Below are 20,707 nucleotides of genomic sequence, written 5' to 3'. Positions count from 1 at the left end.
AAGTACGTCAGGCAGTCGGAACACGCACGTAGGAACCCGTCTGGTGGGCCACAGCGCCGGGTGATCTTCCGAGAATCTACCTACCATCCGTCATTGATTCACTCCTCTGGGTTATGGGGCGGTGCGGACAGACGCACGAGAGGAGAAGATCATGAAGACGCTGCTCCGCCCGGTGGCGGTGACCCTGACGGGTCTGGCCGCTGGGGCCGCGCTGGCGATGTCGGCTCCAGCCGCCTCCGCCACGACCGCCGATCCTGAACCCAACTACGGATGCCATGACGGCATGTGCCCCGTGACCGATCACCAGGGAGTGGACTGGAGACAGGCCGACCCGGGACCCATCAAGCACGACGGATGCCATGACGGCATATGTGACGTGACCAGTGAGATACCGGATTGGGAGCACTATCGCAGAGGCCATGTCGCCCCGTGATCACAGGAACCCCCTCGGACTCCGCGCAAGTCCGAGGGGGTTCGCTGTGGGGGCGCGACCCGCCTCTAGTGCGACGTAGAGAACGCGCCGGCCACGCCCGTCTGACGGGACATCTCCCCTGCCCTCCCCTCCGCGTCCGGCGGGGAAGACGTCCCGGTCTGGTGGAGGCGCGACGAGGTCAACGTGACCGGGTACGGACCATGCCGTGCCCCCGGCTCATGTGGGCTGGGGCGCTGCCAGCATCTCCACCAACAGTTGCGCGGCCTCGCCCACGTCCGTCGCGGGCACCAAACCCAGCGAGCACGCGAACCAATCGCCGAACACGCACACCGTCGCGAACGCGTCAGGGTCAGCCTCCGCCAGCCGTTCCAGCAGACCCCCGGCGGTCGACGCGCGGTCGAAGACCGGGCGCGGCTTCCCCCCTGCTGGCGGAGGTGTCGTTCTCGACGTAGTGGGTGGGAGCGCCCCACCCGAGCCGGTCGGCCAGCGATTCGAGATCCTCGCGCTGGCGGTTGACGCCCAGTTCCAGACCGCGCGGGTCCTGGGAGATCCGTTCGTAGGCTCCCGGTCGCTGTGGCTTGCGTCGTGCTGGCATGATCGCGTCCCTCGTCTCGACGTTCCCGCTGGTCAGCGGGTTATTCGAGTACGGGGAATCTTCTTGCCATTTGGTGCGAGCAGCGCCTCCCTTGACGCCGCCCCCGGGGCCCCGCCCGGAGCCGTCCCGCTAGCGCTGCACCGAGATGTGGATGTGGTCGTAGTGGTTCTGGGTGATGCTGCCCCGGTCGCCCATGGGCCGCCAGCCGGGCCGCTCGATGTTCCAGATGTGCTGCTTCCAGATCACGTAGTGGATGCGGAGGCGGCGCGCGTTGCTGATGGCGAACTGGGCGACCTGGTCGCCGTGGCGCCGGGCCGCCTCCGACGGCATGCGGCCCGTCGTGGTCTCCATGAAGTCGCAGGCGCGGCCCTCGCCGTGGTCCTGGGGGGCGCCGGTGGACCGGAAGCAGCCGATGACCGGGAACGGCCCGAACATCGAGTCGATCTCCATGACGACGGTGCGCATGGTCGGGGTGACGGTGTTGCCGGTGATGAGCGACCGCAGGCCGCGCAGGCCGTCGGGACGGGTGGTGACCTGCGGCTGGTCGCGGGGGGCCTGCCGGGCGGGCGCGTCCTCGCCGGTCAGCACCGCGATCCTGGTGTCCTTGGGAAGGACCTTCTTCAGCTGCTGGGAGAGCTTGCGGGGGCTGGTCCTGCGGGCGCTGACGACCAGGCCGTTCCCGGCGGGCATGCCGAGGGCGCGGGCCTGGTCGCGGGAGACCACCGCGTCGATGTCGGCGATGCCCATCGAGGCGTAGGCGCCGACGCGGACCTGGCCGGGGTTGCTGGTGCGGCCCGCCTGCACGATGCCGCCCAGGGGCAGCGACCCGTCCCGGCTCAGCTCGAACGACACCGCCAGCCCGCCGGTCGCGACCGTCTGCCACAGCTGGTCGGACTCGGCGGTCTGCCGGGGCGCGAACGCCCGGAACGACGAGGGGTCCACCCCCAGCAGCCCGACGCGGCGCCCGGCGACCTGCGCCTGGGCGGCGTCCACGACCGACAGCCCGGCCACGCCCTTGACCTTGCGGGCGCGCTCGACCGCCGCGGGCGGGAGCGACTGCGGCCCGGCGATCAGCAGGTGCGGGGTGAGCCGCCTGCCGAGCGGCCGGACCACGGAGCCGGGCGGCGGGCCGTCCTGCGACACCGACACCAGATGGCCGGGATCGGCCTTGGCGGGGCCGCGTTCGCCGTCGGCGCCCCACGTCGTCAGGACGGCGACGTTCCCGGCGAGGGTGAGCACGGCGGCCCCGGCGATGGCCGCCGGAACCGTCCGGCCATTGCGCAGGACACCCCCGCCCTGGTCCCCGGACACCTCCGGAATGGCACCCGCTGCGGCACCCCCGCGCCTGCGCACCCGACCCCCTCCGTCTCGGCCCTGGCCGATCATCGCTTCGGAAACCCGAATCCTAGACAGCCCGGAGCGTGCTGGCCAGAGCCGAACAGAGCGCGACCGAACGCCCGTTGATCTCGCCGGATCCGGGCGCCGCGTTCCGGGAGGCCGGTCCGGGGCCCGGTTTCGCGCCGGAGGGGGGAACGGGAATTCCGGGAACCTGAATCGCGGACCGGAAATTGTCAACGAGTGATGATTCCGCGGAATTCAGGGCGCGGGGTCGGTCCGGGGAACGAGCGCGCCGCCCAGATGGTCGGCGGCCACGTGCGCGTGCAGGCGGACGCCGGTGACCAGGGCCGCGTCGTCGGCGTAGAAGGCGGGATCGTGGTTGACCACCAGGCCGCGCCCGCCCTCCACCGGCCGGGGAACGCCGTCGACCATCTCGGTGTCCTGGACGCCGAGCATCACGTACAGGCCGCCGTACCGGTTGACGAACACCGAGACGTCGTCGTAGCCGAGGGTCGGCTGGGACCGCACCGTCCGGTCCTCCCCGGCGACCCGCCGCAGCGTGGGCAGGGCCGCCTCCACCCAGGCGGGCGCGTTGCGGACGGGCGGGACCGGCTGGAGGAACTCGACCCGCGCGGCGCACCCGTAGGCGCGGGCGATGTGGTCGGCGGTACGGGTGAGGAGCCGCTGGACCGCCGCCATGCCGGACTCGTCCGCGCAGCGGGCGGTGCCCCACAGGGTGACCCGCTCGCCGATGATGTTGAAGCGGCCCACGTCCTCGACGTGCCCGATGGACACGGTGACCGCGTGGTGGGCGTCGACCTGCCGGTAGAGCTGGCCCGTCGCCGCGATGATGTCGGCGGCGGGCGGCAGCGGGTCCCGGCCCTCCCACGGGGTGGAGCCGTGGACCTGGTGCCCGGTCACCACGACCTTGATCATGCAGGAGGCGGCGTACTGGGGGCCCTCCCGGTAGCCGACCCAGCCCGCCGGCAGCGGGACGACGTGGTGGCCGTACACCATCGTGGGCCGGGGGTCGGCCAGGGCGTCCTCGGCCTCCATCCGCGCGGCCCCGCCCGGCTCGTCCGCCGGCGGGCCCTCCTCGGCGGGCTGGAAGACGAACAGCACGGTGCCCGGCAGCCGCCCGCGCGCCCCGGCCAGCACCGTGGCGGCCCCCATCAGCATCGCGGTGTGGCAGTCGTGCCCGCAGGCGTGCGCGACGGGGAACGGCCCGCCGGGATAGTCGTCGTCGACGACGGTGGAGGCGAAGTCCACCCCGGAGGTCTCCCGGACCGGGAGGGCGTCCATGTCGGCCCGCAGCGCGATCACCCGTTCGCCCGGCAGGCCGCCCCGGAGCACCCCCACCACGCCGTACCCGGCGACGCCGGTGCGGACCTCGTCCAGGCCCAGGGACTCCAGATGGTCGATGACGAGCTGCGCGGTGTGCTTCTCCCGGTTGGGCAGCTCCGGGTACCGGTGCAGGTGGTGCCGCCAGCCGACGACCCGCCGCTCGACCTCCCCGGCCCGCCGGTCCAGCTCCGCGTGCAGGTCGCCGGCCTTCCCGGCCGGTGCGTCCGCCATGGTCCCCCCTGCCGATCACCCCTGATATCACCCACGGTAATCAATCGGGTGCGAACGGCGGCGGCCGGGGTGGTGGATCGCCCGGGTCAGAGGGCGGGGAGCGCGTCGTACCCGTGGGCGACGATCCGCGCGGCGGCCTGCTCGTACATGGCCGGATCCTCCGGGGTGAGCGTGGCCAGGCCGTCGACGTAGCGGTTGTACATGCAGAACGCGGCGGCGATCAGGACGGTGTCGTGGATCTCGGTGTCGGTCGCCCCCGCCGCGCGGGCCGCCGCGACATGGTCGGGGGTGACCGCCCGGCCGCCGTCCCGCACGGCCGCCGCGACGGCGAGCAGCGCCCTCAGCCGGTCCGGCACGGGCGCCGACGCCGGATCGGCGCGGACCCGTTCCACCACGGCGGCGCCGCCGTCCAGCTGGGCCGCCGCGCACGCGCCGTGCGCCCCGGCGCAGAACGCGCAGTCGTTGAGATGCGAGACGTAGGCGGCGATCAGCTCGCGTTCGCCGCGTTCCAGCGGGCCGGGACCGCGCAGCAGCACCTCGGCGAGCCGGCTGAGCGGCCCGGCGGTCTCGGGGCGGTAGGCCAGCAGCGAGAGCAGGCCGGGCAGGCCCTCGGGCAGGTCGATGTGGGGCATGGGGCCTCCGTGCTCGGGGATGCCGGAAGTGTTCCACGCCCGGGGCGCTCGCGGAACGCGAAGATCCCCGCGCGCCGTGCGGCGCGCGGGGATCGGCGGCCGGGGGTCAGCTGTAGAAGTAGAAGGAGCCGCGGTTCACCCAGGTGCCCCGCTCGGCCCAGTAGGTCCGGACGTCGGCGCGGTAGCGGGTGTCCTCGTAGGCGGTGGCCAGGCTCCGGCACGTGGCGCCCGGGTGGCCGTAGGAGTTGTTCTTGTCCTGCCAGGTGGGGCTCGGGCCGGACTGGCTGACCGGGACCAGCTTGACCTCCACGATGCGCTGGCCCTCGGTGTTGTAGGCCTGGGCGCAGAACGAGTCGGCGGAGTCGTCGTACTTGATGGTGCCGTCGCCGACGTTCACCGAGAGGTCGGCGGCCAGCGCGGGGGAGGCGAGACCGAAGGTCGCGGCCGCGATGCCGGCGCCGACCAGGCCGGTCCTGATCATGATCCGGAAGATCGTTCCGGTGGAAGGCCCGGCGCGCACTGTTCGCCGGGCCGTCATGCCGGCGTCATCGCCGTTCCGGTCCCGGCCATGTCGGGACGAAGGTCCCTGGCGCGGCGGCGCGCGCCGCGGAACCCTGGACGCCCGGACCGCGGCCGAGGGCGGGGGAGCGCATGAGGATCCTGATGACCGAGGAGAAGGAGGGGGACGCCTACACCGTGGGCGCCCTCCTCGCGGTCGAGGGCCACGCGGTGGCGTTCTGCCATCCGCACGGCGGCGCGCACCACCCCTGCGTGGGCCTGTCGGCGGTGGGCCGCTGCCCCCTGCTGACGGAGCCGGTCGACGTCGTGGTCGACGTGCGGATCGACGGCGGCCCGCCGACCGCGCGCGAGATGGGGGCGACGTGCGCGCTCCGGCACACCACCCCGCTGCTGATCGCCGGTTCGGCGCCGGACGCGTCCACGCTGGCCGAGGGGGCGCTGTTCGCCTGCCCGCCCGACGCCGTCACCGCCGCCTGCGCGGGCCTGGACGACGGCCGCCGGGCCTGAGCCGGGACGGGGCGCGCGCCGGGGCCGCGTGCTCGACGGCGACCGCGCCGCCGGGGCCCTGGCGACGTGCCAGTTCGGCGAGGAGGCGGTCGGGGTCGAAGGCGGTCTCGGGCGGGTGGACCCCGGGTCCGGCGGCGGTCCCGTCGAGGACCTGGGCCAGCCCCAGCGCCAGGGGGACGCCGGTCGCCTCGGCCATGTCCCCCGGGAACGCCGCGTCGGCCAGGTCCGCGAAACGGGCCAGGACGGTGCGCGGCCGGCCGTCGCGGATCCCCGTGGCGACCGCGAAGAACGGCGGCAGCGTCCCGGGGCCCCGGAGCGCGGCCGAGCGCGGCCAGGAGCGGAGGGCGCGGGCCGCGGAGGGGCGGGCGAGGTCGGCGGCGGCGGTGTGGCCGGTCAGCCGTCCGGCGTCGATGTCGCGGCGCAGCACGTCCAGGTAGGCGAGGGTGCCGGGGGTGACGACCATCAGGCAGGCGGCGTCGCCGGTGGGCCGGAGGGCGCGGTGCAGGGTGACCGGCTCGGGGTGGCCCACGGTGTAGGCGGTGCCCGACCGGCCGCCGGGCAGGGCGAGGGTGACCGGCCGCAGCGGGGGCCGCCGCGCCGGGGAGCCGTCCTCGATCACCGCGACCGTGCCGCTGATCTGCTCCATCCAGTGCACGGCGGCGGCGCCGGGGCGGCCGTCGGGGGTCAGCAGCAGGGCCTCGTCCTCGGTTCCGGCGTGCGGGACGTCGACGGGCCAGGCGGTGTACAGGTCGTGGACGGCGTCCAGGTCGCGGGCGGCGCGGGCGGCCAGCAGGTTGCTGACGCCGGGGCTGGCGCCCATGCCGACCACGGCGCGCACCCCGGCCGCGCGGGCGGCGCCGTCGGCCTCCAGCATCCGCAGGGTCGGTTCCCAGTCGTCGCAGACGTCCAGGTAGTGGGTGCCGGTCTCGATCGCCGCCGTCAGCACCCGCGCGCCGAACCGGTAGTAGGGCCCGACGGTGTTGAGCACCACGTCGGCGTCGGCCAGCGCCGCGCGCAGGGCGTCCGCGTCGGTCACGTCCACCCGCAGCGGCCGCAGCGGCACGCGGCCTCCGGCCCACCGGCGCGCCACCGCCTCGGCGGCGGCCGGATCGCGGTCGGCGACCACGACGCGCGAGACCCGCGGCAGCCGGACCGCCTCGCGCACCGCGACCGCGCCCATCGCGCCCGCTCCGCCCAACGCCAGCACCCGCATCCGCTACCTCCAACGAACAGGTCCTGCCCACGTGAAATGCGATCGGATCCGGTCACGACCGCCCGGCGCCGCACCGGCGCCGTCAGCGGATCGCGCCCAGGTAGCGGCGCTGGTCGTCCAGGTAGCCCCGGGCCATCAGGGACCGTGGCGCGGCGACGGCGACGACGGTCAGCTTGAACCCCGACTCCTCCAGGTCCTCGCGCACCATGCTGTGGGCGGCCTCGGGATAGCGGCGGACCTGGAGCTGGCCGGGTGCGCGCAGCGCCCTGCGGTATCCGGTCTCGGTGTCGGCGACGTCGACGTTGCGGTCGTGCCCTCCCAGCAGGAGCAGCACCGGGGCGCGCATGGCGGCCAGGTCCCGTGAGGCGTCGGCGGTGTGGTTCTTGGTGACGAACCGCCACCGGTCGGCGGTCATGCCGCCGGAGCCGCCGACGGCGGCCCGGTACTCCTGGTGGGAGGCTCCCGAGCGCAGCAGCCGCAGGGTGGTGTCGCTGCGTTCGATCTCGGCGCGGACCCTGGCGGGCGGGGCCCCGGCGTCCCTCAGCTCGGCCAGCAGGTGGTAGCGGCCCTGGCGCAGCCAGTTGATCGCGGGGGAGACGGCGATGACGAACCGCAGCTCCGGCAGGCGCACCGCCACCTTGGGCATGACCCAGCCCGCCTGGCTGGCGCCCCACAGCCCGATCCGGCGCGGATCGACCTCCGGACGCCGCCCGGCCCACCGGATCGCCGCGACGGTCTCGGCGGCGCGGTCGTCCATGCTCTGGTCCAGCCAGTCGCCGGGGGCGCCGCCCACGCCGGGTTTGTTCCACGACAGCGAGGCGTACCCGGCCCGGGCGAACGCCTCCCACGTCGGCCGGTAGAACGTCTCGTGCGTGGCGTCGACGGGCCCGTCCCCGTGCACGAACACCACCAGCCCGAAGGGGCCCCCGCCCCGCTCGGGCAGGGCCAGCACGCCCTTGAGCGGCTGGGCGCCGCCGGTGATGGTCACGCGCTCCTCGCGCAGCTCGTAGGTGTTCTGGTGGACCACCCATCCCGTCGCCGCCACGACCGTCACCACCGCCGCCGCCAGGACGCTCACCGTCCAGCGGACCCGGCGCCGCCGCGACCACCGCCGGCGCGCGCGGCGCGCGTCGTGCTCGGGCCCGGCGGATGTGATGGGGGTGCCAGTACGCATCCCGACTCCGTTTCGTTCATTGCTCATACGATCGTTCTGAATTTGACCGTACTACACTCGTACGCATGAACGCGAAGGGGACGCCGCGGGGGCCGGCCGAGGGCGTGGAGATCTCCACGCGCGTGCTGGTGGAGAGCCTGGTCCGCGAGGACGGGACCGTGGACGCCGGTGAGCTGTACACCGTCGCCGGGATGCTGGGCATGAGCGACCAGCAGGTGCGGCTGTGCGTGCGGCGGCTGGTCGCCGACGGCCGGTTCGTCCAGCAGGGGCGGGGGCGGCGGGCGGTGCTGCGCGCCACCGGCGACACCCGCCACGCGCTGGAGCCCGAGGCGGACTTCCTGCGGCTGATGTACGCCCAGGACCGGGGCGAGGCCCCCTGGGACGGGGTCTGGCACCTGGTCGCGTTCGCCGTTCCCGAGACCGAGCGCGCCGCCCGCGACGCCCTGCGCGAGACGATCGTCCACCTCGGCGGCGCGCCGCTGCAGGGCGGCCTGTACGTGGCGGCCAACGCGTGGGAGGACCTGGTCGGCGCCGCGGCCGGCCGGCTCGGCGTGGGCGCGCACGTCACCTACCTGACCAGCACCGATCTGCGCGTCGGCGGCGTCGCCGACCCGGTGGGGCTGGCGGCCCGGCTGTGGCCGCTGGACGACCTGGCCGAGGGCCACCGGCGGCTGGCCGCGACCGCCCGGACCCACCTGGAGCGGCTGCGCGGGGACGCCTCCCCGTCCGAGCCGGAGACGGTGGCCATCGCCCTGGAGCTGGCCGCCGCGTTCACGGCCGCCACCGAACCCGACCCGCTGCTGCCCCCGGAGCTGCTGCCGTCCCCCTGGCCGGGCGCGCGGGCCCGCGAGCTGGTCGCCCGGTGCTGGGCCGAGCTGCTGCGCCGCCCGCCGCGCGCCCCGGCGCCCCGCCTGTTCCGGTGGTACGCCGACGTCGTCGAGGAGATCACCGGTGGCGTGCCGGCCGGCCCGCGGCCGGGCCGCTGACCCCGCGCCCACCGCCCGCGCCGGCCGTGGCGGGCGCGTACTGTACGGCTATGCCTTCGCTGGACCGCATCCCCAACATCACCCCCGAACGCCTGGTCACCGGCTGGGCCGCCGCCCACGGAAGCCGCGTCCGGGGCATGGCCGAGGGGGAGGGCGAGCAGGTCCGCGGGCTCTGGGAACCGCTCGGGCTCGACCCCGGGGCGCTCGCCGCGCTCGACGACCCCGACACGGGGCGGCTCCTGCCGGTCGGGCTGCGCCACGGGCAGGAGGCGCTGCTCGCCGAGCTCGGTGCGCGCGCCGCCGACGGGGACACCCTGCGCACCCTGGCCGGGCTGTCGGCGGTGCTCGTCGCGCAGGACCGGACCGGCCGGATCGTCGGCGCCCTCCAGGCCGTCCCGCCCGGCGGCCTGCTGGCCCGGGCCGTCGACCGGGGGGTCCCGCCCGCGCAGGCGCTCACCGCCGTGCTGGCCGTCGTGCGGATCCGCGCGGTGGCCGTCGCCGAGCACGCCCGCGGCCAGGGCATCGGCGCGGCCCTGCTGCACCGATGCCTCCAGCTCTACTTCCGTCTCGGCTACCACCTGGCCTACGGGGGCTTCCCCGAGGGCTCGGGCCTGGAGCGGTACTACGCCCGGCTCGGCTTCGAGGTCGCCGCGCCGGGCGAGGGCATCCCCCTGAGCCTGCCGTTCGGCATCTCCCCCGAGCCCGGCGAGCGCCTGTTCCACCGCTGGCGCTGAGCCCGGGGGCCGGTCAGGCGGAGGGCCGCCCCTGGCCCGCCTCCGCGCGCCGCCCGTAGCGCGAGCGCGCGAGCCGGTAGGCCGTCCGCAGCAGCTCGCGGACCGTCTCCTCGGTGCGCGGGCCCGGGTTCACCACCGCCAGCCAGCCCAGGCCGCCGTAGACGGGGTGGGCGATCACGGTGTCGGCGGCGCCGGGGTCGGCCGCGGCGGCGGCCGGGTCGCGCGGCTCGTGCCCGGTCCACCGGACGAACTCCTCCCTCCCGGCGGCGATGTTCACGCGGAAGGTGTCCGGCCGGTCCAGGCGGGACGCCGTGTCGTCGGGGTAGTCCTTGGTCACGATCGTCGCGAAGGGCTGGGTCGTCGTCGGGACGACGCCGTCCGGCGAGTAGTAGAAGAACGCGTCGCCCCAGGCGAGCTCCGGCGAGCCGTCGCCGGGGCCCGGCCGCAGGGTGAGGACGCCGTCGAGGTCCGCCACGAAGCCAATGATCTCGTCCATGGTCATGTGTTCCAGCGTCACATTAAAGTGGTCGTGGAGGGTTGGGCGCGGGAACTGAGGGGCTTCGGGGTGGCAGGTCTCAACTCGCGGGGGATGCGCACCGTCGATGTCGCGCGGCGTTCCGGGTACTCCGTCCAGCAGGTGCGCAACCTCGAACGCGACGGCGTGCTGCCGCCGGCGGCGCGCACGGCCTCGGGCTACCGGGTCTACGGGGAGGCCCACGTGCGGTCCGCGCTGGCCTACCGGGCCCTCGCGGCGGGCGTGGGACCGGTCGGGGCCAAGGAGATCGTCCGGATCGCCCACCGGGGCCCCGCCGCCCGGGTGCTCGTCCTGCTCGACGCGGCGCACGCCCGGCTCCACACCGAACGCGCCGAGCTGGCGCGGGCCCGGGAGGCCGTGCGGGCGATCTCCGGCGAGCCGATCGGGGACGTGCGCGCCTCGGACGCGATGAGCGTCTCCCAGCTCGCCGCCGCCCTCGGCGTGCGCCCCTCGACGCTGCGGCACTGGGACGCGGAGGGCCTCGTCGTCCCCGACCGCGACCCCGTCCGGGGGACCCGGCGGTACACGCCGGTCCAGGTGCGGGACGCGCGGATCGTCCACCAGCTGCGCAGGGCCGGTTACCGCATCGCCCCGCTCCAGGCCCTCATGCCGGAGCTGCGGCGCGCCCGGCGGCTGGAGGACGTCGCCTCCGCGCTGGACGCCAGGGACGCGAGCATCACGGCCCGGTCCCGGGCCCTGCTCGACGGCGCCGCCGCGCTCAGCGCCCTGCTCGCCCCGGCGGTCCCCTGAGGGGTGGGGACAACCCGAAGATCGATCCGGTGGCTGGCCTCGCTGTGCCGGAGGGCCCGGCCCGGTGGGATGGCGGTATGACGTTTCCGAGTGTCCGGACGGGCGCGCCCCCCGCCGTCGCGCCGCCCGCCGTCGAGTTGCAGTCCGTCGCGAAGCGGTACGGGTCGGGCGAGACGGCCGTGCGGGCGCTGGACGGGGTGAGCATCGCGTTCCCGCCCGGCACCTGGACCGCCGTGATGGGGCCGTCGGGGTCGGGCAAGTCCACGCTGCTGCACTGCGCCGCCGGGCTCGACCGCGTCACCGAGGGGCGCGTCGTGCTGGCGGGCCGGGACATCACGCACGCGTCCGAGCGGGTGCTGACCGACCTGCGCCGCCGCGCGCTCGGATTCGTGTTCCAGAACTTCAACCTGGTCGGCGCGCTGACCGCCGAGCAGAACGTCGCGCTGCCGCCGCGCCTGGCCGGGGTGAGGGTGGGCAGGCAGCAGGTCAGGGCGGCGCTCGAGGACGTCGGGCTCGGCGACCGGGGGCGGCACCGGCCCCGCGAGCTGTCGGGCGGGCAGCAGCAGCGGGTCGCGATCGCGCGCGCCATGGTCACCCGCCCGGCGGTGCTGTTCGCGGACGAGCCGACCGGCGCGCTCGACTCCCGCTCGGCCCGCACGGTGCTCGGCCTGATGCGCCGCATGGTGGACGGCGCGGGCCAGTGCGTCGTCATGGTCACCCACGACCCCGTCGCCGCCGCGGCCGCCGACGCCGTGGTGTTCCTGCGCGACGGGCGCCTGGTGGACCGGCTCGCCGGCGCGTCGGCCCGCGAGGTCGCCGACCGTCTCGCGACCCTGGAGGGCTGAGCGGTGTGGCGGATGTCGTGGAGCACCTTCCGCGAGCGCTGGACGCTGTTCGCCGGGGCGCTGCTGACCGTCGCGTTCGGGGTCGCGCTCGTCCAGGCGTCGGTGATGGTCACGCTCGGCACCGGCCGGCCGCGGATCCCCGCCGGGACGCCGGCCGCCGAGGCCGCCCGGATCCGCGACGCCTACGAGGGCGTGGCCTCGCTGCTGGGCATGACGGTCATGCTGTCGTGCTTCCTGGCGGTGTTCATCGTGGGCTCGACGTTCGCGTTCACCGTCGCGCAGCGCCGCGCCGACCTGGCGCTGCTGCGCACGCTCGGCGGCAGCCGCCGCCAGGTGATGACGCTGCTGCTCGCCGAGGCGGTGATCCTCGGGCTGCTGGGCTCGCTGGGCGGGATCGCGCTCGGCGTCCCGTTCATGTGGATCCAGATCTGGCTGCTCACCGGGACGGGGTTCGTGCCCGACGCGTTCGCGCCGGTCTGGGACAACCGGGTCCTGATCGCCTCGGTGAGCGTCGGGATCGGGATGGCGCTGTTCGGCTCGCTGGCGGCGGCGCTGCGGGCCGCGCGGGTCCGCCCGCTGGAGGCGCTGCGCGACATCGGCGGGGCCGCGCGGGTCATGACGTTCGGGCGCTGGCTGTGGGGCGGCACGATGCTCCTCGCCACCGGCGCGATGGTCTCGGCGCAGGGCTCGGTGGACTTCCTCGGCGCGCTGATGATCGCGCTGGGCGTGTCCCTGTGCGGCTCGATCGGGCTGAGCGCGCTCAGCCCGCTGGTCGTCCCGCTCGCCGGGCACCTGTTGCGGCCGCTGGCCCGGTTCGGCCCGCTGGCCGAGCTGGCGCAGGCCAACCTGCGCGACGGCAGGCGCCGCGCCGCCGCGACCGCCGCGCCGATGATCGCGCTGGTCGCGCTGCTGGTCGGGCTGACCGCGATGCTCGGCACCCAGGCGAACGCGGCGGGCGCCGACGTCCGGCGCGACATCCTCGGGCAGCTCGTCGTGACGTCCACCGGCGCGGACGCCGAGCGGATCGCGTCGGTGCCGGGCGTGGAGGCGGCGTCCACCGCCGTCACCGCCGACATCGCGCTGACGGTCACCCACCAGGAGGCGCCCGACGAGCGCTACCGCATGACCTACCACTCCGGCATCGTCGCGATCGACCCCGACGCCTACCAGCGCACGCACCGGCGGCGGCCGGCCTCCGGGTCGCTGGACGCGCTGCGCGGACGCGCGGTCGTGGCGGGGCCGGGCGTGGCCGGGACGGGCGTCCGGCGCGGCGGCACCGCCGTCGCCCGCATCGGGGACCGGTCGGTGACGCTCAAGGTCGTCGCGCGGATGCCCGCCACGATGGAGAACAACTCCGACTCCTTCCTCGTCCCGCGCGACCTGCTGCCCCCCGCGGCGGTGGCGTCCGCGCGGGCCGAGACGGTCGTGAAGGTCGCCCCGGGCACGCCGGTGGCGGCGGTCGCCGACCGGCTGCGGGCGGCGCGCGTCGGGAAGGTCGAGACGGTCGACCGGTGGGTGGCCGCGCGGGTCGCCGAGCAGCAGGAGCAGAACGACGGCGTGATGATCGTCCTGATGGGGCTGGCGGCGGTCTACGCCGTGGTCGCCGTGATCAACGCCATGGTCATCGCGGGCACCGAACGCCGCCGCGAGTTCGCCGTCGCGCGGCTGACCGGGCTGTCGCGCCGCCAGGTCGTCCGGTCGGCGCTGCTGGAGTCGTGCGGCGTCACGCTGATCGGGATCTCGCTCGGGCTGCTGGTCGCGACGGCCGCGCTCGGCGGGTTCCTGTTCGGGCCGTCCGGGGCCGAGATCCTCGCCGTCCCATGGCGGCTGATCGCCGTGCTGGTGGCCGGGGCGTTCGCGATCTCCGCGCTGACCAGCGTGCTCACCACCCGGGCGGCGACGCGCGTCCCGCCGGTCGCGCTGGCCGCCGCCCGCGAGTAGGCGGGCCCCGAGGTCGGGCCGGCCCGAGCACCTCCAGGGTGCGGGCGGTCTCGGCGAAGTACCGTCCGGACGCCTGCCCGGACAGGCCGAGGCCGGCCGGGAGCGCCCGGAGCGCGGCGGCCAGCCGCCGGGCCTGCCGGGGCGTCACCGCGGCCCGAGGCGCGGGCGGCCGGCGAACAGCGAGGCCGGGCGCTGCTCGTGCGCCCGGACGGACGCGGCGGTCCGGGCCCGCAGGTCGGGGTCGCGCAGGGCCATGTCTGGGGGCCGACCTCCAGCGACAGGCGCCGCAGCGCCTCGGGGGCGTCGCAGACGCGCCGGTAGCGGCGGGCGAAGGCGTCGACGGCCGCCGGGACCTGACGGCGGGCCCTTCCAGGCCGGGGGTACGGGAGGCGCCCCCCGGCGCGCACGTGGACGCCTCGGTCGTCGTCGGCCTTCCTCGGGGCTCCGGGAGCGAGGATCAGCCGGGCGGGGTCCGGCGGGTCGTCGCCTTCTCGTTCGGCGCGTGGTGGCGGAAGCGCTGCCGGTACGTGGAGGCGGGCAGCCCGTAGTGGGCCTTGAACCGGCGGGCGAAGTGGTTCTGGTCCGCCCAGCCGACCGACCGGCCGATCTGCGTGATCGACCGGTCGGTGTGCAGCAGCAGCGCCGCCGCCCTCTCCACCCGGTGCTGGGCCAGGTAGGCCATCGGGGGCAGCCCGGTCGCCGACTTGAACAGCCGCACCAGGTAGCGGGGCGCCAGGTGGAGCCGGTCGGCCAGCTCGGTGAGGGTCCAGCGGTGCGCGGGGCGGGCCTCCAGCAGCCGTATCGCCTCGACCACCGCCGGGTGGGCGGGGCCGGGCCCGGGGTCGCGCTCCCCGGCGACCGCCCGGGCGAGGTGGCCGAGGAACAGCGTGAGCCTGCCGATGACGTCGCCGCGATGCCGGTCGACGGGCTCCCGGCCGAGGCGGTCGAGCGCGTCCAGGTGAACGACGGCCTCTTTGAGCGTTCGTGCGTCCAGCCGGGTCGTCAGCATCCCCCGGCGCCGCATCGAGTTGGGGCCGGTCCACAGCAGGTAGCCCAGGAACGGGTCCTCCCGTGTCCAGGCCAGCTCCCGCTGGAGCAGCTCGGTGCCGAAGCAGCAGTTGTACAGGTCCAGCCCCCGGCAACCCTCGTAGCCGTGCCAGACGCCCGGACGCAGCAGGATCACCTCGCCGACCTGCAGTTCCCTGCGCCCGTCCAGGGACCGGTGCACGCCCTGGCCGCCGGTGACCACGGCGATCTCCACGAAGCTGTGGGTGTGCACCGGATGGTCCCCCTCGTGCAGGTAGTGGCCGGCGTGGGCGAGGGATCCGTCGGTGAAGTACAGCAGGCCCTTGGCGGTCCCGACCGGGGGTTCGTCCATGCCCGGACACCCTAACCGGCCGGGCCGAGGTGAATTCCGTGCTACCGCGGGTCCCTTTCGGGCTATCGGGCACCGGCGGCGCGGGCGCACGATCCTCACTGATCGATTTCGCCGGAGGAGTCAAGGGATGACCAGCACCTTCACCACGCCCCCCGCGCCCGCCGGCGCGGCGCTGAGCCCCTACGGGCTCACCTGCGAGCAGTTGGAGACGCCGCTCGGCCTGGACGAGCGCGAGCCCCGGCTGTCGTGGAAGCTGCGTTCGGACCTGCGCGGCGACGCGCAGAGCGCCTACCGGATCACCGTGGCGCTCGGCGAGGCCGACCTGCGCGGCGGCGACCGCCTGGTCTGGGACAGCGGCCGCCGCCCGTCCGCCGACACGCTGCTGGTGCCCTACGACGGGCCGCCGCTCCAGTCCGCGACCCGCTACCACTGGCGCGTCACCGTCTGGGATGCGCGGGGCGAGCAGACCGGGTACGCCGACTCCTGGTTCGAGACCGGGCTGCTGCACGACGAGGAGTGGCGGGCCTCCTGGATCGCCCGCGATCCGGAGGCCGCGCCCGTCCAGGACCCGCCGCGCGACGAGGACCGCTCCGAGCGGACCCGGCACCTGCTGCCCTGCTCCCACCTGCGCCGCCCCTTCACCCTGGACGGCGTTCCGCCCGTGCGGGCTCGCGCCTATGTCAGCGCGCGCGGCCTGTACGAGCTGCGGATCAACGGGCACCGGGTCGGTGACGCCGAGCTGGCGCCCGGCTGGACCGAGTACCACCGGCGCGTGCCGTACCAGACCTACGATGTGGGCGACCTGCTGCGCGAGGGCGACAACGTCGTGGCGGCGGTGCTGGCCGACGGCTGGTGGTGCGGGTACGTCGGGTTCGACTCGCGGCGGGCCGCCCTGCACTACGGCGACGCGCCCCAGTTCCTCGTCCAACTTCTGCTGGATTATGCCGACGGGTCGCGCCGCTGGGTGGTGTCGGACGGCTCCTGGCGCGAGCATCCCGGCCCGATCAGCTATGCCGACCTGCTGATGGGCGAGTACGTCGACGCCCGTGCGGAGCTGCCCGGCTGGGACGCGCCCGGCTACAACGACTCCTCCTGGGCGCCCGTCCTCGTGACCGGCACCGACACCGGCGTACTGGAAGCGGCCGCCGACCGGCCCGTCCGGGTGCTGGCGGAGCTGCCCGCGACGTCGGTGGAGCGCCGCGGGGAGGACCGCTTCGTCGTCGACCTCGGCCAGAACATGGTCGGCCGCGTCCGCCTGACCGTCCGGGGCGCGCGGCGCGGCCAGCGGATCCGGCTGCGGCACGCCGAGATGCTCACCGACGGCGAGCTGTACGTGGCCAATCTGCGCACCGCCGAGGCCACCGACACCTACGTCGCCGCCGGGCGGCCGGTGGAGGTGTTCGAGCCGCGCTTCACCTTCCACGGTTTCCGCTACGTCGAGGTCACCGGCTACCCCGGCGAGCTGGACCCCGCCGACCTCACCGGGCGGGTGCTGCACAACGACACCCCCTGGACCGGTGAGTTCGCCTGCTCCGACGCCACCGTCAACCGCCTGCACGCCAACATCGGCTGGGGACAGCGCGGCAACTTCGTGGCCGTTCCCACCGACTGCCCCCAGCGTGACGAGCGGCTGGGCTGGCTGGCCGACGCGCAGGTGTTCCTGCCCACCGCCTGCCGCAACGCCGACGTGGCGGCGTTCTTCGCCCGCTGGATGCGCGACGTGGTCGACGCCCAGCACCCGGGCGGCGCGTTCGGCGACGTCGTGCCCGAGGTGTGCCTGACCCGCGAGGGCGCGCCCGCCTGGGGCGACGGCGGAGTGATCATCCCCTGGCACCTGTACCGGACCTACGGGGACCGGCGGGTGCTGGAGCGCTCCCTCCCCGCCATGAAGCGGTGGGTGGACCACGTCCACCGCCACAACCCCGGCCTGGTCTGGCGCGCCCACGTCGGCAACCACTACGGCGACTGGCTCCAGGTGAACGCCGAGACCCCGCGCGACCTGCTGGCCACCGCCTACTTCGCGCGCAGCGCCGAACTGGTGGCCGCGGCCGCCCGCGTGCTGGGCGCCGACCGGGACGCCGAACGCTACGGGGCGCTGCACGCGGCGGTCCGCGAGGCGTTCGTCGAGGCGTTCGTGGACGTCGGGAAGGGCCGCGTCGCGGGCGACACACAGACCGGCTACCTGCTCGCGCTGGCGTTCGGGCTGCTGCCGACGGAGGCGGTGCCCGCCGCCGTCGGTCACCTGGCCGCCGACATCGAGGCCCGCGGCCACCACCTGACCACCGGCTTTGTCGGCGTGTCCCTGCTGTGCCCGGTCCTGGCCGACCACGGCCGCTCAGACCTGGCCTACGCGCTGCTGCACCAGGACACCTATCCCTCCTGGGGCTACTCGATCCGGCACGGCGCCACCACGATCTGGGAACGCTGGGACGGCTGGACCGAGGAGCACGGCTTCCAGTCGCCCGCCATGAACTCCTTCAACCACTACAGCCTCGGCTCGGTCGGCGAATGGCTGTACGGCGGCGTCGCGGGCATCGCACAGCACCCCGATTCGGTGGCCTACGGCGACCTGCTGCTGCGCCCCACCATCGGCGGCCTGCTGACCTGGGCGCACGCCCGGCAGGAGACATCGCGCGGCGAGGTCACCTGCGGCTGGCGACTGGAGGACGGCGAACTGCACCTGGAGGCCACCGTGCCGCCGGGCATCCACGCCACCCTCGTCGTCCCGACCGCCGACCCCGGCGCCGTCCGCGCGGACGGCGTCCCGGTCGCCGACCGCGACGGCGTCGAGGTCGTCGGCCGCACCGACCGCTCCCTGACCGTCCGGCTCGTGTCCGGACGCCACCGCCTCACCGCCGCCCCTCCCGGCGACGCGTCCCCGCCGGGACTCCGTCCAGGGCCCGGCTGAGCGCGGGACCGGTGAGCTGGAGGGGCCGGGCCGCTCCGGCCGGTCGGCCTCAGATCTCCCTCAGGCACAGGACCGCGGGTGAGGCGCCGCCGGCGACGTCCGAGGACGACCAGCCGTGGATCCACTGACGGCACTCGGCGGAGGGGCCGCCGACCACTCGGTAGTAGCCGCTGTATCCGCTCCCGGAACTGAGGGCCGCGCGCACCTCTATGAGCGCGCACGGCATCTTGAGCCATCGCGCGTCGGCCACGTCGCCGTTCACGAGGTACTCGCGGGCGACGCAGTCACCGGGGCGGGCGCCGCGCGCGTCCTCGGCGAACAGCGAGGTCCCGGTCGCCGCCGTCAGGGCGACGATCGCGAAGAGGAGGGCCACGACGGCCACCCCGCCGATCCGCTCCAGCGGGGAGGGCCGCCGTGGAACGGTCCCCGGCGCGCCGACCAGCGCGATCACATGACCGGTGCGCACGGAATCGCCCGCGCGGGAGCGGACGAGGGACAGGGTGCCGCCGGCCGGCGAGGTGATCACGACGTCGTCCCGGCCGGTGGAGACCTCCAGCAGCGGATCGTCCACGGCGACGGTGTCTCCCACCCGCCCGCGCCAGCGGGTGACGGTCACCCTCCGCGCGCCGGACGCCTCACCCGGAAGCCACGGCAGGACCACCTGAGCCTGTCCCGCGACGCGGCCTCCCATGTGCGCCCGGACGCGCCGCGGCCGCCCGGCGACGTCGGGCGCCGACAGGACGGACCGCCGTTCGGCCCCGGCGCGGACGGCGAACCGCCCGAGCAGGCGGGAGGGGGCCGGCCGGTCGGCGGGCTCCTTGGCCAGGCAGTCGGCGAGCTGCTCGGCGAGGTGGGCGGGCAGGCCGATCAGGTCGGGGTCGCCGTGGACGACGCGGTCGAGGACCTCGCGGCCCGGGCCGTCGCCGAACGGGCCGCGGCCGGTGGCCGCGAACACCAGCACCGAGGCCAGGGAGAACACGTCGCCGGGCGGACCGGCCGGCCCGCCGCCGGCCTGCTCGGGGGACAGGAACGGCGGGCTCCCCACCGCGTCCCGCGCGCGGGGCGCGCCGAAGCCGACGATCAGGGGGCCGTCCTCGGCCAGGATCACGTCGTCGGGGGTGAGGCCGCCGTGCGCGATCCCCGCGCCGTGGATCGCGGCCAGCCCCTCGGTCAGACCCGCGCCCAGGACGGTGACCTCGGCGGGCGGCAGCGGGCCGCGCTCCCGCACGGCGTCGCGCAGCGAGGGGCCGGGAACGTAGGCGGTGGCCAGCCACGGCGGGTCGGCGGCCGGATCGGCGTCCAGGACCCGCGCGGTGCGGGGCCCGACGACCCGGCGGGCCGCCCGCGCCTCCGCGGCGAACCGGCGCCGGAACCCCGCCTCCCCGGCCGGTTCCCCGCGCACCACCCTCACCGCCACCGGCCGCCCGTCCCGCGAGCGGCCGAGGAACACCCGCCCCGTCCCGCCCAGCCTCCGTTCCAACCGGTACGGCCCGACCCGGCGCGGATCACCCGGCCGCAACGACGCCATCGAACGCACCCCACCCAGAGAACACGCGCGTTTGCCTGACTCGCCGAAATCATTCCAGCCGGCGGGCCGCCTGTGAACGGCGCCGGATCCCCGCGTTCGGGCCGCGGACCGCCACCCGGTTCGGCACGATCACCCGTTATGGCGGGAAACCTGTACCGGGTGCACGTGCTGGAACCGGGGGAGCCGGACCAGGAGGATCTGCTGCCGCCGGCCGGGCCGGGCTTCTTCGTCCAGGTGCTGCGGGAGGCGGCGGACGGCTTCGCCGGCAGGCCCGCCGGGCCGCTCGGAGAGGCGATCACCCTGGAGCGGTCGCTCGACGCCTCCTGGATCGAGGCCGACGCCGGACGCTTCGTGCGACGCGTCGAGCGGACGGCCGTGCGCAACCGCCCGGTCGGCGACGACCTCGTCGCCCCGCGCCGCCCTGGAGCTGTGCGTGCGTCTGGCCTCCGACGGGTTGCACGAGGACGCGCGCCGCGTACCACCTGGCGGTCCCGCACGGCGACGCCGCGACGATGGCCGAGGCCCGTCGCCGCGCGGGCATGGAGAGCCCCGCCGAGCGCGGCCACCGGCTCGCCGCCACGGGCGCCCTCTCCCGGGCGGCCGCCGAGCTGCGCGCCGCCTACGACGACGGCTCGGCGAGCGTCGCCTCGTTCGGCCTGGCGGTGTACCGGGGCGACCTCGCCCGCGCCGAGCAGGTCATGGCGGGCCTCGGCGGTGACCTGGTGCGGTCCTGGGCCGCCGAGGTGGCCGTCGACCTGGCGTTCCAGCACGCCCGCACCGGCGACGCGGGCACCGCCGGAAGGCCGCTGGACCTGCTGGAGGCCGCCGACCTGTCGGCCCGGGCCCTGCGGTACGCGCTGGAGAACGGCTCGGCCCGTCCGCCGGAGCTCGCCACGGAGATCGGCGCCCGCCTCCTCGGATCACTCGTCGACCCGGCCCCGGGCGGCCAGGTGGAGACGATCGTCGAGGCCGCCCGGCACCGCCTGCCGGAACGCGCCGCGCTCGCCTGCCGCCTCCAGATCGCATGCGAGCGGGACTTCGGCCGGCCCGGGGAGGCGGCCCGCTGGTCCGCGCGGCCGGCGGAGATCGGGGGAGCCCCGCCCGGCTGACGACGCG

The 20,707-nt window shown here is 75.6% G+C and carries 18 protein-coding genes; 9 read left to right on the top strand and 9 right to left on the bottom strand.

Going from position 1 to position 20,707, the window contains the following annotated elements; genetic code table 11:
- Positions 1–151: 151 nt before the first annotated feature.
- Entirely contained in the window at positions 152–433 is a 282-nt protein-coding gene (locus HNR61_RS39910; RefSeq protein ID WP_182848335.1) for a hypothetical protein, read from the top strand.
- A 724-nt stretch (positions 434–1,157) separates the two neighbouring features.
- Here the strand turns inward: HNR61_RS39910 and HNR61_RS39905 are convergent.
- The 4 genes from HNR61_RS39905 to HNR61_RS39890 all read right to left on the bottom strand — a co-directional run bounded on the left by HNR61_RS39905 (position 1,158) and on the right by HNR61_RS39890 (position 5,054).
- Positions 1,158–2,339 (bottom strand): VldE C-terminal domain-containing protein, encoded by a 1,182-nt coding sequence (locus HNR61_RS39905; protein ID WP_312898323.1) that lies wholly within the window; start codon positions 2,337–2,339, stop codon positions 1,158–1,160.
- 285 nt (positions 2,340–2,624) lie between these two features.
- On the bottom strand, positions 2,625–3,941 hold the full coding sequence (locus HNR61_RS39900) for an amidohydrolase (protein ID WP_182848334.1): 1,317 nt from the start codon (positions 3,939–3,941) through the stop codon (positions 2,625–2,627).
- Between the two features lie 86 nt (positions 3,942–4,027).
- Complete coding sequence (locus HNR61_RS39895) at positions 4,028–4,573, bottom strand: peroxidase-related enzyme (RefSeq protein ID WP_182848333.1); 546 nt, start codon at positions 4,571–4,573, stop codon at positions 4,028–4,030.
- Between the two features lie 106 nt (positions 4,574–4,679).
- The gene (locus tag HNR61_RS39890; RefSeq protein WP_182848332.1) at positions 4,680–5,054 is read right to left on the bottom strand and encodes a hypothetical protein; all 375 of its coding nucleotides are present in this window, start codon (positions 5,052–5,054) and stop codon (positions 4,680–4,682) included.
- A 182-nt stretch (positions 5,055–5,236) separates the two neighbouring features.
- Here HNR61_RS39890 and HNR61_RS39885 point away from each other — a divergent pair, with 182 nt between their 5' ends.
- Entirely contained in the window at positions 5,237–5,599 is a 363-nt protein-coding gene (locus tag HNR61_RS39885) for a hypothetical protein (protein WP_220510353.1), read from the top strand.
- Here HNR61_RS39885 and HNR61_RS39880 read toward each other — a convergent pair.
- Complete coding sequence (locus HNR61_RS39880; protein WP_182848330.1) at positions 5,556–6,812, bottom strand: saccharopine dehydrogenase family protein; 1,257 nt, start codon at positions 6,810–6,812, stop codon at positions 5,556–5,558. The genes HNR61_RS39885 and HNR61_RS39880 overlap by 44 nt on opposite strands.
- 82 nt (positions 6,813–6,894) lie before the next feature.
- Positions 6,895–7,986 carry an alpha/beta hydrolase family protein gene (locus tag HNR61_RS39875; RefSeq protein ID WP_182848329.1) on the bottom strand — a complete coding sequence of 364 codons (1,092 nt, stop codon included), beginning with the start codon at positions 7,984–7,986 and terminating at the stop codon, positions 6,895–6,897.
- Between the two features lie 65 nt (positions 7,987–8,051).
- Here HNR61_RS39875 and HNR61_RS39870 point away from each other — a divergent pair, with 65 nt between their 5' ends.
- Both HNR61_RS39870 and HNR61_RS39865 read left to right on the top strand, forming a co-directional pair.
- Complete coding sequence (locus HNR61_RS39870; RefSeq protein WP_182848328.1) at positions 8,052–8,972, top strand: PaaX family transcriptional regulator C-terminal domain-containing protein; 921 nt, start codon at positions 8,052–8,054, stop codon at positions 8,970–8,972.
- 50 nt (positions 8,973–9,022) lie between these two features.
- Positions 9,023–9,706 carry a GNAT family N-acetyltransferase gene (locus HNR61_RS39865; RefSeq protein ID WP_182848327.1) on the top strand — a complete coding sequence of 228 codons (684 nt, stop codon included), beginning with the start codon at positions 9,023–9,025 and terminating at the stop codon, positions 9,704–9,706.
- Positions 9,707–9,719: 13 nt separating this feature from the next.
- On the opposite strand, the gene HNR61_RS39860 is transcribed toward HNR61_RS39865, so the two are convergent.
- Entirely contained in the window at positions 9,720–10,208 is a 489-nt protein-coding gene (locus tag HNR61_RS39860) for a DUF6194 family protein (protein WP_182848326.1), read from the bottom strand.
- An 87-nt stretch (positions 10,209–10,295) separates the two neighbouring features.
- On the opposite strand from HNR61_RS39860, the gene HNR61_RS39855 reads away from it, so the two are divergent.
- The 3 genes from HNR61_RS39855 (at position 10,296) to HNR61_RS39845 (ending at position 13,777) form a co-directional block, all read left to right on the top strand.
- Entirely contained in the window at positions 10,296–10,991 is a 696-nt protein-coding gene (locus tag HNR61_RS39855; RefSeq protein WP_182848325.1) for a MerR family transcriptional regulator, read from the top strand.
- 77 nt (positions 10,992–11,068) lie between these two features.
- Positions 11,069–11,836 (top strand): ABC transporter ATP-binding protein, encoded by a 768-nt coding sequence (locus tag HNR61_RS39850; protein WP_182848324.1) that lies wholly within the window; start codon positions 11,069–11,071, stop codon positions 11,834–11,836.
- Between the two features lie 12 nt (positions 11,837–11,848).
- Positions 11,849–13,777, top strand: coding sequence for an FtsX-like permease family protein (locus HNR61_RS39845; RefSeq protein ID WP_220510352.1), 1,929 nt, complete (start codon positions 11,849–11,851; stop codon positions 13,775–13,777).
- A 457-nt stretch (positions 13,778–14,234) separates the two neighbouring features.
- Here HNR61_RS39845 and HNR61_RS39840 read toward each other — a convergent pair whose 3' ends face one another.
- Positions 14,235–15,155: an AraC family transcriptional regulator gene (locus HNR61_RS39840; protein ID WP_182848322.1), complete on the bottom strand. Its 921-nt coding sequence runs from the start codon at positions 15,153–15,155 to the stop codon at positions 14,235–14,237.
- 127 nt (positions 15,156–15,282) lie between these two features.
- On the opposite strand from HNR61_RS39840, the gene HNR61_RS39835 reads away from it, so the two are divergent.
- Complete coding sequence (locus HNR61_RS39835; RefSeq protein ID WP_182848321.1) at positions 15,283–18,063, top strand: alpha-L-rhamnosidase; 2,781 nt, start codon at positions 15,283–15,285, stop codon at positions 18,061–18,063.
- A 49-nt stretch (positions 18,064–18,112) separates the two neighbouring features.
- Here the strand turns inward: HNR61_RS39835 and HNR61_RS39830 are convergent, their stop codons facing one another.
- On the bottom strand, positions 18,113–19,591 hold the full coding sequence (locus HNR61_RS39830; protein ID WP_182848320.1) for a serine/threonine-protein kinase: 1,479 nt from the start codon (positions 19,589–19,591) through the stop codon (positions 18,113–18,115).
- Positions 19,592–20,103: 512 nt separating this feature from the next.
- On the opposite strand from HNR61_RS39830, the gene HNR61_RS39825 reads away from it, so the two are divergent.
- Positions 20,104–20,700 carry a hypothetical protein gene (locus HNR61_RS39825; protein WP_182848319.1) on the top strand — a complete coding sequence of 199 codons (597 nt, stop codon included), beginning with the start codon at positions 20,104–20,106 and terminating at the stop codon, positions 20,698–20,700.
- Positions 20,701–20,707: the final 7 nt, after the last annotated feature.

The organism is Actinomadura kijaniata (assembly GCF_014138665.1).
Classification (GTDB): Bacteria; Actinomycetota; Actinomycetes; order Streptosporangiales; family Streptosporangiaceae; genus Spirillospora; species Spirillospora kijaniata.
The sequence above is the reverse complement of the archived record's forward strand: the minus strand, read 5'-3'. Positions and strand labels throughout refer to the sequence as shown.

What these genes read in the sequence shown, in the direction of transcription:
- HNR61_RS39910 (WP_182848335.1), top strand. Translation starts at nt 152, where the DNA reads ATGAAGACGCTGCTCCGCCCGGTGGCGGTGACCCTGACGGGTCTGGCC.
- HNR61_RS39900 (WP_182848334.1), bottom strand. Translation starts at nt 3,941, where the DNA reads ATGGCGGACGCACCGGCCGGGAAGGCCGGCGACCTGCACGCGGAGCTG.
- HNR61_RS39895 (WP_182848333.1), bottom strand. Translation starts at nt 4,573, where the DNA reads ATGCCCCACATCGACCTGCCCGAGGGCCTGCCCGGCCTGCTCTCGCTG.
- HNR61_RS39890 (WP_182848332.1), bottom strand. Translation starts at nt 5,054, where the DNA reads ATGATCAGGACCGGCCTGGTCGGCGCCGGCATCGCGGCCGCGACCTTC.
- HNR61_RS39885 (WP_220510353.1), top strand. Translation starts at nt 5,237, where the DNA reads ATGACCGAGGAGAAGGAGGGGGACGCCTACACCGTGGGCGCCCTCCTC.
- HNR61_RS39880 (WP_182848330.1), bottom strand. Translation starts at nt 6,812, where the DNA reads ATGCGGGTGCTGGCGTTGGGCGGAGCGGGCGCGATGGGCGCGGTCGCG.
- HNR61_RS39875 (WP_182848329.1), bottom strand. Translation starts at nt 7,986, where the DNA reads ATGCGTACTGGCACCCCCATCACATCCGCCGGGCCCGAGCACGACGCG.
- HNR61_RS39870 (WP_182848328.1), top strand. Translation starts at nt 8,052, where the DNA reads ATGAACGCGAAGGGGACGCCGCGGGGGCCGGCCGAGGGCGTGGAGATC.
- HNR61_RS39865 (WP_182848327.1), top strand. Translation starts at nt 9,023, where the DNA reads ATGCCTTCGCTGGACCGCATCCCCAACATCACCCCCGAACGCCTGGTC.
- HNR61_RS39860 (WP_182848326.1), bottom strand. Translation starts at nt 10,208, where the DNA reads ATGACCATGGACGAGATCATTGGCTTCGTGGCGGACCTCGACGGCGTC.
- HNR61_RS39855 (WP_182848325.1), top strand. Translation starts at nt 10,296, where the DNA reads ATGCGCACCGTCGATGTCGCGCGGCGTTCCGGGTACTCCGTCCAGCAG.
- HNR61_RS39850 (WP_182848324.1), top strand. Translation starts at nt 11,069, where the DNA reads ATGACGTTTCCGAGTGTCCGGACGGGCGCGCCCCCCGCCGTCGCGCCG.
- HNR61_RS39845 (WP_220510352.1), top strand. Translation starts at nt 11,849, where the DNA reads ATGTCGTGGAGCACCTTCCGCGAGCGCTGGACGCTGTTCGCCGGGGCG.
- HNR61_RS39840 (WP_182848322.1), bottom strand. Translation starts at nt 15,155, where the DNA reads ATGGACGAACCCCCGGTCGGGACCGCCAAGGGCCTGCTGTACTTCACC.
- HNR61_RS39835 (WP_182848321.1), top strand. Translation starts at nt 15,283, where the DNA reads ATGACCAGCACCTTCACCACGCCCCCCGCGCCCGCCGGCGCGGCGCTG.
- HNR61_RS39830 (WP_182848320.1), bottom strand. Translation starts at nt 19,591, where the DNA reads ATGGCGTCGTTGCGGCCGGGTGATCCGCGCCGGGTCGGGCCGTACCGG.
- HNR61_RS39825 (WP_182848319.1), top strand. Translation starts at nt 20,104, where the DNA reads ATGGCCGAGGCCCGTCGCCGCGCGGGCATGGAGAGCCCCGCCGAGCGC.